Consider the following 12,443-nt stretch of genomic DNA (forward strand, 5'->3'; position numbering starts at 1 on the left):
TGACTTATGACATGTGCCTCTAAGCCCCGGAGCTGGCCAATTATCCAGGTTGAATTTATCCTTTCCTATCAAATGAAAAAAGATCTGCTGTTCGACTTCGTCGATCGGCAGATCCTTTTTTATATGAGCTTGCAGAGCAGTCTTTGCATCACTTTCCCTGTGCCGCTTCCTTATAGTAAAAATGTCAGCCCGGCCATGATAGTGGAGGCAATCATGGCAAATAGCATCAAGTACACTACGATTTTCTGCATTTTCTTGTTACCCATCGAATCTCTCCATTCCAATGAATCCATTTAAATTATAGATATATTTTATCGTGATTGAACAGATAATACAACCTGTCCACTTAGAGAAAGCGCTTTATTTATTCGGTAAAATAGGAGGATTTTCGACAGATGGGATCGAATTGTTATAGAGATAGGAGTACAACAAGTGAGGGGATGGCAAGAATGAAAAGAGTCGATCACATCGGGATAGCAGTATCTTCTATACAACATGTTCTTCCATTTTATGAACAGACGCTCGGACTGAAGCTGTTGAAAGTTGAAGAAGTGGCATCCCAAGGTGTCAAAGTTGCATTTATTGACGGGGGAAATATCAAACTCGAATTACTTGAACCGCTACATAAAGAAAGTCCCATTGCAAAGTTCATCGAAAAAAAAGGGGAAGGAATTCATCACTTAGCCTTTGGAGTAGAAGGAATCGAAGAACGTATCCTGGAATTGCGCGAAAAAGGTGTGAAAATGATCAATGAAGAGCCAAAGCAAGGAGCAGGCGGGGCCATGGTTGCCTTCATGCATCCGAAATCATCACATGGCGTTCTGTATGAGCTTTGTGATAAAACGAACATCAAGGAGGATCGTGCATAATGGATATTTATGAAAAGATTAATGAATTATATGACCGCAGAAGAGAAGTGGAACTTGGCGGCGGGGATGCCAAAATTGATAAACAGCATGAAAAAGGGAAGTTGACCGCAAGGGAAAGAATCGACATCCTGGTCGATCCCGGAAGCTTCGTTGAATTGAACCCTTTCATTGAACATAGATGTTCAGATTTCGGGTTGAACGGAGTGAACGGTCCCGGGGACGGGGTAGTCACCGGTTACGGCAAAGTCAACGGAAATCCGATTTATCTGTTTTCTCAGGATTTCACCGTGTTTGGCGGTGCGCTCGGGGAAATGCATGCGAAGAAAATTGCCAATGTCATGGATTTGGCCGTCAAAAATGGAGCACCTTTCATCGGGTTGAATGATTCGGGTGGTGCGCGCATCCAGGAAGGTGTGGTTTCCCTTGACGGGTACGGGCATATTTTCTACCGTAACTCGATTTATTCAGGAGTCATCCCCCAAATTTCTGTCATCATGGGTCCGTGTGCAGGCGGGGCAGTTTATTCCCCTGCGATTACCGATTTTGTATTCATGGTCGATGAAACGAGCCAGATGTTCATCACAGGTCCTAAAGTAATCGAGACGGTTACCGGTGAAAAAATAAGTTCCGAGGACCTTGGCGGTGCGAAAGTACACAATACGATCAGCGGTAATGCGCATTTCAGGGGGAAGACAGAAGAAGAAGTCCTTCTCGACGTCCGCAGGTTATTAAGTTATTTACCCCAGAATAATGAGGAGAAGCCACCCCGTCTCGAGGTTTCGGAAGATGATGATTACCGTGCTGATTTAACAGATCTTATCCCATTCGATGCAATCCGTCCGTATGACGTTCGGACTGTCATCAATGAAATCGTCGATGAGGGAAGTTTCATGGAAGTGCAAAAGGAGTTTGCCAAGAATATCGTGGTTGGCCTGGCACGTATTAAGGGTGAAGTGGTAGGGCTCGTATGTAACCAGCCGAAATTTATGGCGGGAGGGCTGGATATCGACTCTTCCGATAAAGCGTCAAGGTTCATCCGGTTCTGCGATTCCTTTAATATTCCATTGATCACATTTGAAGATGTCACAGGCTTCTTCCCGGGGATCAAACAGGAGCATGGGGGCATCATCCGTCACGGAGCGAAAATCCTATACGCCTATTCAGAAGCGACTGTGCCAAAGATGACGGTCATTCTAAGAAAAGCATACGGCGGGGCTTATGTGGCGCTGAACAGCAAGTCGATCGGTGCAGACCTTGTATTTGCCTGGCCGAATGCAGAAATTGCCGTAATGGGGCCACAGGGAGCCGCCAATATCATTTTTGCACGGGAAATTGCCGGAAGCGATGCCCCAGAAGAGCTTCGCGAACAGAAAATCGAAGAATACCGCGAGAAATTTGCAAATCCTTATGTAGCCGCATCACGCGGGATGGTCGATGATGTCATCGATCCAAGAGAAACCCGGATCAAGCTTATTCAGGGACTTGAAATGATGAGAAACAAAAAAGAAGAGAGACCTGCGAAAAAACACGGAAATATTCCTCTATAAGGAAGTTTATTTGTCCGGTTCTCACATTCACGATATACTAGAACAGTGAATACATATTGTGGAGGTCAGTCTAATGATAAATCAAGAACGTTTATTAAATGAATTCCTGGAATTGGTACAAATCGATTCCGAAACAAAAGATGAAGCAGAAATTGCAAAGGTTTTAACGAAAAAGTTTACAGATCTGGGTGTAGATGTATTCGAAGATGACACAATGAGTGTGACCGGTCACGGTGCCGGTAACCTCATCTGTAACCTGAAAGGCAATAAAGAAGGTGTCGATACCATTTATTTCACTTCCCACATGGATACAGTCGTTCCTGCAAAAGGAGTCAAACCGACTGTCAAGGATGATGGGTATGTATACTCCGACGGGACGACGATCCTCGGGGCGGATGATAAAGCAGGACTCGCAACGATGCTCGAAGCCGTACGTATCCTGAAAGAAGAAGATATCCCTCACGGCGATATCCAGTTCATCATTACCGCAGGTGAAGAATCCGGTCTCGTAGGGGCTAAAGCACTCGATTCTTCCCTCGTGAAAGCGAAATACGGATTTGCCCTTGATTCGGACGGGAAAGTCGGTAACATTATCGTCGCGGCTCCGACGCAGGCAAAAGTCCTTGCAACGATTTTCGGTAAGACAGCACATGCCGGTGTCGCTCCTGAGAAAGGTGTATCCGCAATCACCATTGCTGCAAAAGCGATTGCTAAAATGCCGCTTGGGCGCATCGACGAGGAAACAACTGCTAACATTGGACGGTTTGAAGGCGGTAAAGCAACAAATATCGTTTGCGAGCAAGTAGACATTTTAGCTGAAGCGCGTTCACTCGTGCCTGAAAAAATGGAAAAACAAGTGGAAAAGATGAAATCTGCCTTTGAAACTGTGGCAGAAGAAATGGGCGGGAAAGCCGAAGTGGAGGTACAGGTAATGTACCCTGGATTCAAATTCAGTGATGGTGACGAAGTCGTCGAAGTGGCTAAACGTGCTGCCAAGAAAATCGGCCGCCCGAGTGAGCTGCTGACAAGCGGAGGCGGAAGCGATGCAAACGTCATCGCAGGCTTCGGTGTACCAACCGTCAACTTGGCTGTCGGATATGAAGAAATCCACACGAAAAGCGAAAGAATGCCAGTCGAAGAATTGAACAAACTGGCTGAAATGGTCGTAGCAGTCATTCAGGAAGTGGCTGAATAGAAAAGCGGAGCCGGCTTGCACAGAGGCGACAAGCATAAGACAGGTCAGCCATAAAGGCGCATTTTGCCTTTTTGGATGTCATGGCTTATGACTGGAGCCTCTAGCCGGCGGAGCTGGACAAATAGAAAAGCGGAGCCGGCTTGCACAGAGGCACAAGCATAAGACAGGGCAGCCATAAAGGCGCATTTTGCCTTTTTGGATGTCATGGCTTATGACTGGAGCCTCTAGCCGGCGGAGCTGGACAAATAGAAAAACGGAGTCAGGGCTTTTGATTTCATAGGACAAGCCCCTTCTGCATCAATCACGATGTCCATTAACATTTTATGTTAGTGGACATTCTTATTCCTAACAGCTGTTTAACCTCTCCAAAATAGTTCAAATATGGTACATTAGAAGTACATAAACAAAGTGTTGAGAGGAGAAATGAGAATGATGACAAAAGTAGTCGTTTTCCATGCAGGCAGGGAAGAGTATGCACTGCCGATTCAAAATGTAGTTTCGATTGAAAAACTAGAGAATATCAACCCGGTTCCACATCTTCCTCCTTATGTACTCGGATTAATCAAAGTAAGAAATGAACTCATCCCGGTACTGGATCTTGCCTCCATTTTATACAATGAAGTTTTGAATGCTGAAGAAGGATTATTCCTGCTTGTCGTACATACAGATACCCTGCAAGTCGGGCTTGTAGTAAAGGAAGCAAAAGAAATTCTTGAAGTAGCCGATGAATCGGTCACGGATGTCGGATTGCTGGCTTATTCGAAGACAAAATATTTCAATAGTGTAATCAACCTCGAGGATCGGATCATCACAAAGATTGACCCGGAGGTTTTGGTGGAAAGTCTGGAAGGAATAAAAGAAATAAAGGATTATGTTCACAAGCAAAAAATCTCACAAAATTAATGATATGAAAGACGCGATCGTATGAATTCACATTACCCCAAGAATGGCAGGGTCATTCTTCACGTCGATATGAACAGTTTTTACGCATCGGTTGAAATGGCATACGACCCCAGCCTTAAGGGGAAGCCACTAGCGATAGCTGGAAACCCGAAAGAGAGAAAAGGCATTATCGTTACTTGCAGTTATGAAGCAAGAAGCTTCGGAGTGAAAACGACTATGCCTCTTTGGGAAGCTAAAAAACTATGTCCAAACCTGATCATTAAGACGCCTAATTTCGATCGGTACCGCGCTGCTTCTAAAGGCATGTTCGCTATATTAAGACAATACTCTGACCTGGTTGAGCCGGTCTCCATCGATGAAGGTTATGTGGATATTACCGACTCATATGAAATCGGTACCCCGCTGGAAATAGCTTCTTCTATTCAAACCCAAATAAAAAGTCAATTGGACCTGCCTTGCTCGATAGGCATTGCCCCAAACAAATTTCTTGCAAAAACCGCTTCCGATATGAAAAAGCCTATGGGAATAACTGTTTTGAGAAAAAGGGATATTCCCGCCAAGCTATGGCCGCTTCCCGTCATTGAAATGCATGGAGTCGGCGCGAAAACAGCGGAAAAGCTGAACAGCCTGGGAATCGAAACATGTAAGGAGTTGGCATATGCCAATGATATTCAGCTTAAATCCGTACTCGGAATTAACGGATTACGCTTGAAGGAACGTGCGAATGGCTCGGACAGGCGCGTTGTGGATCCTGATTCGATCTATGATTATAAGAGCGTGGGCAATTCGACGACACTCCCGAAGGATACCACGAATCAAAATGAACTCCTCTCAACAATCGAACGGCTTTGTACCAAAGTTTCTGAGAGGCTTAAACAGAAGGATGTAGTAGGTACCACTGTTCAAATTATGATTCGTGACAAATTCAGAAAAACGATTACAAGAAGCAGGAAAGTGGAAAACCCAGTCATGAAAAGAGAAGATTTGTTTCATTATTCCAAGGAGCTTTTTATCAAACACTGGAATGGGGATCCTGTAAGGCTCTTGGGAGTGACGGTACAGGATTTAATTGAAAAAAACGAAGCGACAGAGCAGCTTGATCTGTTTTCATATGAAAGAACGGCAAAAGATGAACCCTTATACAATGTCCTTTCCAAACTACAGGAAAAGTTCGGTAAAGGTTCCATCTCGAAGGGAATCAGAGAAAAAAAGAAGGGATCGGCCTATGATTCCAAGCAGGATACAAGTTTTAATAAAGACTTTTTACGAGATTAATGGGCATTCTAAGAAACGGAGCAGACAGGTGCCGGGATTTAAAGAATCGGATTAGTTGCATCGTCCGTGTATTCTTGTTAGATTGAAAGGGATTATTTGACGTGTTTATGAAATAATTTATAAACAGAAAACCTACACAGAAAGGACGTGGACTGAAATGTCTAAGCAGGAAATCGGTGTTATTGGATTAGCAGTAATGGGAAAAAACCTTGCATGGAATATTGAAAGCAGAGGATATTCTGTATCTGTTTATAATCGTTCCCGTGAAAAAACAGATGAAATGGTGAATGAATCAAGCGGAAAGCAGATTGTACCTACATACACGATTGAAGAATTTGTGAATTCTCTAGAGAAACCCAGAAAAATCCTTCTTATGGTAAAGGCGGGGAAAGCAACCGATGCTACCATTGATCAATTGAAACCCTTCCTTGAGAAAGGGGATATTCTAATCGACGGCGGTAACACGTTTTTCGAAGATACCAGAAGACGTAATCATGAACTGAGTGAATCCGGCATTCACTTTATCGGTACAGGTGTATCAGGCGGGGAAGAAGGGGCATTGACCGGCCCATCAATCATGCCGGGCGGTCAGAAGGAAGCATACGAGCTTGTTGCTCCGATTCTTAAAGATATTGCTGCAAAAGTAAACGGCGAAGCATGTACAACCTACATCGGTCCGGATGGCGCCGGACACTATGTGAAAATGGTCCACAATGGGATCGAATACGGTGATATGCAGCTGATTGCAGAATCTTACTTCCTTATGAAGAATGTTCTTGGACTTAGTGCCGAAGAACTTCACGAAGTGTTCGCTGAGTGGAATAAAGGTGAGCTGGACAGCTATCTCATTGAAATAACAGCTGATATCTTCACGAAAAAAGATGAGGAAACCGGCAAGCCAATGGTTGATGTCATTCTTGATAAAGCCGGCCAAAAAGGTACCGGTAAATGGACAAGTCAAAGTGCCCTGGACCTGGGTGTATCCCTGCCGATCATCACCGAATCCGTATTTGCCCGCTTTATATCAGCCATCAAGGACGAGCGCATCAAAGCGAGCAAAATCCTGAAAGGTCCTGACACATCTGCTTTCACTGGTGATAAGCAAGCTCTCGTCGAATCCATACGCAAAGCCCTTTACATGAGCAAAATCTGTTCATATGCCCAAGGATTTGCGCAAATGCGTGCTGCGAGCGACGAATATGATTGGAACCTTCAATACGGAGATATCGCTATGATTTTCCGTGGAGGCTGCATCATTCGCGCTCAATTTCTTCAGAAGATCAAAGAAGCCTATGACCGTGAAGCAAGTCTTTCAAATCTTCTCCTCGATCCTTACTTCAAGGAAATCGTGGAAAGTTATCAATACGCACTTCGTGACGTTATCTCTGTAGCCGTTCAGAATGGTGTCCCAGTACCCGGCTTCTCAGCGGCGCTTTCATATTATGACAGCTATCGTACAGAAACGCTGCCGGCCAATTTGATACAGGCTCAGCGTGACTACTTTGGTGCGCATACGTATGAGCGTGTAGACAAGGAAGGTACGTTCCATACTGAGTGGATGAAATAAAAATGCAAGTAAAAGCCCCGCTGATTCAGCGGGGCTTTTACTTGGAAGAAAGGATAGACTTGGTTGTGGTATGTGTATAATATTGTTAATCGGCAAGATTATTGAGTTTTTGGCAAGAATAATGGTCAAAAAGGAAATATTATCCATTGAAACGGCAAGAATAATTTGGATCTCGGCAAGATAAAGTAACAAATTCACTTTAACAGTCCCATTGATCTATTTTTCCTCTAAAATCTGCCTCGTTTCCTTCCGAAAAACGTATTTCAAACAAAAACGACCAAGAGTTGACCCTTGGCCGTTCTCTTCAATTCAACAAACAACAGCATGCATGCCTGTGATATCTCAGTGTTCTTGACTTGAGTGCTCCTAACATTGTTCTACATCCAGGTTGGCTATCGGCCACCAATAGTATCCATCCTTCGCCAAGAGATTATCGGCGGCTTTAGGTCCCATTGAACCCGAATCATAGTTAGGGAACTGCTCATCGCGTGTCTTTTCCCAGACTTCAGAAATCTTATCTACAAATGCCCAGGACAGTTTCACTTCATCCCAGTGGGTGAAATTCGTGGCATCTCCGCGCATGCAATCATTGAGAAGCTTTTCATATGCTTCTGGAGTATTCAGCCCGTCGACACTTGTATTGGCAAAATTTAATTTTACCGGTGTTGTCTCAATGTTCTGGCCGGATTTCTTGACATTCAAGTGAAGTGTGATGCCTTCTTCAGGCTGAATGTGGATGACCAGCAGATTCGGTGCCAGCGGCTTGTCAGTATTGTAGTATAAATTCATCGGGATATCCTTGAATTGTATGACGATTTTCGTGGACTTGGCAGCCATTCGTTTTCCTGTCCGGATATAGAATGGTACTCCGGCCCAGCGGAAATTATCGATCATCAGCTTCCCGGCAACAAATGTTTCAGTGTTGGAAAAGTCATTCACATTTTCTGCTTCACGGTATCCCACGACTTTTTGGTCCTTTGAAGTACCTGGACCATACTGGCCGCGCACAAAATAGTCTTTGACTTCTTCGGATTGGAATGGACGAAGTGCCCTCAGCACACGGACTTTTTCACTTCTGATTTCGTCCGTCGTCAATTTGATCGGAGGTTCCATCGCAAGGAGCGCAACCATTTGAAGCATATGGTTCTGTACCATATCTCTCAAAGCCCCGCTTTTCTCATAATAACGGCCGCGTTCTTCCACTCCCAGTTCTTCAGAAGAAGTCACCTGGATGTTTGAAATATACCGATTATTCCATAACGGTTCAAACATGGCATTGGCAAAACGGATCACCTCAATATTCTGCACCATTTCTTTTCCGAGGTAGTGGTCGATACGGTAAATTTGATCTTCCGTGAAGGACTCGCGGATTTGACTGTTCAGCTTTTCAGCTGATGGAAGGTCATGTCCGAAGGGCTTCTCAATGACCAGGCGCTGGAACCCTTTTGTGTCGGTCAATCCCTGTATCTTCAATTGGTCTGTAATGGTTCCGAAGAATTCCGGAGCCATCGCCAGGTAGAAAATACGGTTCCCTTCCAATTGATATTGTTCGTCCAGCTCCTCCGAAAGTTGTTTCTGCGCCCCATAGGAGTCACTATTCGATAAATCATTTTGCTGATAGAAAAAATGGGAAACGAACCCATCGATGTTTTCATTATTGCCGAGGGCATTATGTACAGACGTTCTTACATGCTCTTGAAATTCTTCATTTGACCAGTGGCGGCGTCCGACTCCGATGACGGCAAAACGTTCCGAGATTTTTCCTTTACGGAACAAATGATAAAGAGATGGATATAGTTTTCTTTTTGCTAAATCCCCTGTAGCTCCAAAAATGGTAATCAGAGAAGAGGGTGTATTAGAATTTTTCACTGTCATGACCTCACTTTATCTAGTTGCTGATCTGTTATAAAAGAATGTTTCTTCTTATTTATTATCTATTACAATTATTTAATTTTAAAGATTAACGGAGCATTTAGCAAATCATATGCCGACAAACTTTTAACTGAATGGAACTTCACCTTTTATGTTGGCTTTATTTTTAAAACTTATTACTTCATCCTTCGGGAGGAATATTTCTAAAACGGGATATGGGTGTGCCTGGCTGCCGGGGTTTGCAGGGGAAATGTGCTATGATAGGAATATCATCGATCACAGTAGGGGTGAAGAATGTGGAATTATTATTTCTGGGCACTGGAGCTGGAGTACCTGCCAAGCTGCGCAATGTGACAAGTATTGCGTTGAAATTATTAGAGGAAAGAGGTGCCGTGTGGCTTTTTGATTGTGGTGAAGCCACCCAGCATCAGATTTTACATACGAGTTTGAAACCAAGAAGAATTGAAAAAATCTTTATCACCCATCTTCACGGGGATCATATCTACGGATTGCCCGGATTGCTTGGAAGCAGATCTTTTCAGGGAGGAGAAACGGGGCTTACTGTCTATGGCCCAAAGGGCATTAAACAGTTCATCGATGTCTCGCTATCGATCAGCCAGACCCATCTGAAGTACCCCCTTCAAATAGTCGAGATAGAAGAAGGAGTGATCTTTGAGGATGAGGGTTTCAGAGTAGTGGCGAAGGAGCTTCAGCATGCACTCCCGACTTTCGGTTTCAGGGTCGAGGAGAAGGATAAACGAGGGGAATTGCAGGTGGAGCGCCTTCAGGAAAGAGGGGTCAAGCCAGGTCCGGTGTATAAAAAGCTGAAGGCAGGCGAAGAGATTTTACTCGAAGATGGAAGTATATTAAACGGGAATGATTACATCGGTCCCTCTATTCCCGGGCGTGTCGTCACTATCCTGGGGGATACCCGCATATGTACAAATGCATCCGAGCTGGCCTGTTCAGCTGATGTGCTGGTCCATGAAGCTACTTTCAGCAGTGATCAGGAAGAGATGGCACATGAATATTTCCACTCCACCACTAAACAAGCAGCAGAAACCGCAGCTGATGCCGGAGTGACTATTCTGTTCCTGACTCATATCTCTTCACGATTTGCCAAAGAAGCGTGGCAGGAACTGCAGCAAGAGGCAAGGGAAGTATTCCCGGACAGCTATATCGCCAAAGATTTTCTTGAGCATGTGATTCCCTTGAAAAAATAGAGAGGAGGACCTTTCATGAAGACCATTTACATTGTGCGTCATGCTAAAGCAGATGGACAGCCGTTCCATGCATCATTAACACTTGATGGGGAGGAACAGGCACAAAACCTGGTTTCTTTTTTGGAGAAATACCCGATTGAAGCCATTTATTCCAGCCCTTATAAAAGAGCTTTGCAAACGATCCAGCCATTTTCTGAACGTAAAGAGCTGCCGATACATGAAGATGATCGTCTCGGTGAGAGAATATTGAGTGGAAAGGATCTTCCGGACTGGAAGGATAAACTGCGGGAAAGCTTCGAGGACTTTTCCCTTGCATTCCCCGGAGGAGAGTCCAATGAAGAGGCAATGGAGCGTGCCGCTTCGGTTATCGAGGATATTGTGAATAGTGAAGAAGACCACATAGTCGTTGTCAGTCACGGCAACCTTACCACTTTACTTTTGCGCTGTTTCGATGAGAAATTCGGATTCGATGAATTGTTGGCTTTGACCAATCCGGATGTGTACCTTGTGAGAACGGATGGGGGCAGGTTTGAACGAATCTGGGAGTCGTGACGGTCCGTTGATGGATTGATAGTGACCTGTTTCAAGTACTTTATCAGAAAAAAACCGAGCATGAATCTGCTCGGTTTTCAAGGGAAGTTATTCGTCTTATGGTTGCCGCCCACTTCCGCTTTTCTTTTTGTCCAGCTCCAGTGGTCTGCTCCCGTTTGAAAATTAACCTTTGTCTTTTGAGGCAAAAAGCGCCTCTAAAGACAAAGAACATTTTTCAAAGGGAGCAAAACGCCCACTTTCGCTTTTCTAGTTGTCCAGCTCCAGGGCTTAGAGGCACATGTCATAAGCCAAACCGTCCAAGAAGGCAAAGTGCCGCCTTCCCGGCCGGTTCGTCTTATGCCACCCGCCTCTGAGCAAAGCCCTTCCGCTTTTCTTATTACCAGCCTCTCTCATACTGCTTCGGCGCTTGTATTTCTTGGTTCAGTTCTTTCGCGGCGCTGCGTGGCCAATATGGATCTCTCAGCAGCTCTCTGCCGAGGAGGATCAGGTCGGCACGTTCATTTTGAAGGATCTCTTCTGCCTGAAGTCCGGAGGTGATGAGTCCCACGGCTCCTGTAGGGATGAGGGCATCTTTCTTGATGGTTTCAGCAAGTGTCACTTGATAACCGGGGTATACCGGTATTCGTGCAGGAACTACCGCTCCCGAACTTACGTCGATCAGATCGATCCCCTGTTCTTTCATCCATTGCGCGAATACAACATAATCTTCGACATTCAATCCGTCTTCACGATAGTCTTTTGCGGACACACGAACGAGTAGCGGGCCATCCCATATTTCTTTTATCCCGTCGATCACTTCACGGAGGAAGCGGTATCGGTTTTCGGGAGATCCCCCGTATTCATCGGTTCTTGTGTTCGATAAAGGAGAGAGGAATTCATTGATGAGGTATCCATGAGCCCCGTGTATCTCAATGACATCGAATCCCGCTTTCTTGGCTCTTTCCGCACCTTTCACGAATGCAGCGATGGTTTCTTTGATATCCTCGGAAGTCATTTCCAGAGGGGTTTTCATCTCATCGTTGAAAGGGATGGCGGAAGGAGCGATGATGTCGCCTTCCAATACGGCTTTTCTGCCGGCATGAGCCAGCTGTATGCCGGTTTTTGCCCCTTGTTCCTTGATCAAGTTTACTAACCCGCTCAGGCCTTCGATATGTTCGTCACTCCAGATACCCAGGTCCTGCGGGGAAATCCTGCCTTGCGGAGTGACCGCGGTTGCTTCTTGTATAATCAGTCCCGCACCGCCGACTGCTCTGCTTACATAATGCGTTCGGTGCCAGTTTTCTATTTTTCCATCTTCATTGTGTGAAGAATACATGCACATAGGTGCCATCACGATACGGTTCTTAAGTTCAATATTTTTTAGTGTATAAGATTCGAATAACTTTGTTTTCAACAAAAAATCTCCTTTCGGCCATTTGTTTCGTGTTCCTAAATAGTTAC

Annotated in this window: 11 protein-coding genes; 8 read left to right on the forward strand and 3 right to left on the reverse strand. The window is 44.9% G+C overall.

Annotated elements, in window-relative coordinates:
• Nucleotides 1-170: 170 nt before the first annotated feature.
• A complete protein-coding gene (gene prli42 / locus V6B33_RS12960) occupies nt 171-266 on the reverse strand; it encodes a stressosome-associated protein Prli42 (protein WP_172250231.1) in 96 nt (31 codons plus the stop codon).
• 183 nt (nt 267-449) lie between these two features.
• Between prli42 and mce the strand changes: the two genes are divergently transcribed.
• From mce to gndA, 6 genes are all read left to right on the forward strand, one after another.
• Entirely contained in the window at nt 450-869 is a 420-nt protein-coding gene (gene mce / locus V6B33_RS12965; protein WP_334218160.1) for a methylmalonyl-CoA epimerase, read from the forward strand.
• Nucleotides 869-2,416, forward strand: coding sequence for an acyl-CoA carboxylase subunit beta (locus tag V6B33_RS12970; RefSeq protein WP_334218161.1), 1,548 nt, complete (start codon nt 869-871; stop codon nt 2,414-2,416). Before mce ends, V6B33_RS12970 begins: the two co-directional genes overlap by 1 nt.
• A gap of 73 nt (nt 2,417-2,489) precedes the next feature.
• On the forward strand, nt 2,490-3,611 hold the full coding sequence (locus V6B33_RS12975; RefSeq protein WP_334218162.1) for a M20/M25/M40 family metallo-hydrolase: 1,122 nt from the start codon (nt 2,490-2,492) through the stop codon (nt 3,609-3,611).
• Between the two features lie 429 nt (nt 3,612-4,040).
• Nucleotides 4,041-4,514 carry a chemotaxis protein CheW gene (locus tag V6B33_RS12980; protein WP_334218163.1) on the forward strand — a complete coding sequence of 158 codons (474 nt, stop codon included), beginning with the start codon at nt 4,041-4,043 and terminating at the stop codon, nt 4,512-4,514.
• A gap of 21 nt (nt 4,515-4,535) precedes the next feature.
• A complete protein-coding gene (locus V6B33_RS12985) occupies nt 4,536-5,789 on the forward strand; it encodes a DNA polymerase IV (RefSeq protein WP_334218164.1) in 1,254 nt (417 codons plus the stop codon).
• A 157-nt stretch (nt 5,790-5,946) separates the two neighbouring features.
• On the forward strand, nt 5,947-7,356 hold the full coding sequence (gndA, locus tag V6B33_RS12990; RefSeq protein WP_334218165.1) for an NADP-dependent phosphogluconate dehydrogenase: 1,410 nt from the start codon (nt 5,947-5,949) through the stop codon (nt 7,354-7,356).
• Nucleotides 7,357-7,722: 366 nt separating this feature from the next.
• Here the strand turns inward: gndA and zwf are convergent, their stop codons facing one another.
• Entirely contained in the window at nt 7,723-9,225 is a 1,503-nt protein-coding gene (gene zwf / locus V6B33_RS12995) for a glucose-6-phosphate dehydrogenase (protein ID WP_334218166.1), read from the reverse strand.
• A gap of 299 nt (nt 9,226-9,524) precedes the next feature.
• Here zwf and rnz point away from each other — a divergent pair, with 299 nt between their 5' ends.
• Together rnz and V6B33_RS13005 are read left to right on the forward strand one after the other, a co-directional pair.
• Entirely contained in the window at nt 9,525-10,451 is a 927-nt protein-coding gene (rnz, locus tag V6B33_RS13000) for a ribonuclease Z (protein ID WP_334218253.1), read from the forward strand.
• 15 nt (nt 10,452-10,466) lie between these two features.
• Complete coding sequence (locus V6B33_RS13005) at nt 10,467-11,003, forward strand: histidine phosphatase family protein (protein ID WP_334218167.1); 537 nt, start codon at nt 10,467-10,469, stop codon at nt 11,001-11,003.
• A 376-nt stretch (nt 11,004-11,379) separates the two neighbouring features.
• Here V6B33_RS13005 and namA read toward each other — a convergent pair whose 3' ends face one another.
• Nucleotides 11,380-12,396, reverse strand: coding sequence for an NADPH dehydrogenase NamA (namA, locus tag V6B33_RS13010; protein WP_334218168.1), 1,017 nt, complete (start codon nt 12,394-12,396; stop codon nt 11,380-11,382).
• Between the last annotated feature and the right edge of the window lie 47 nt (nt 12,397-12,443).

This window comes from Mangrovibacillus sp. Mu-81 (assembly GCF_036867415.1).
Classification (GTDB): Bacteria; Bacillota; Bacilli; order Bacillales; family Bacillaceae_B; genus Rossellomorea.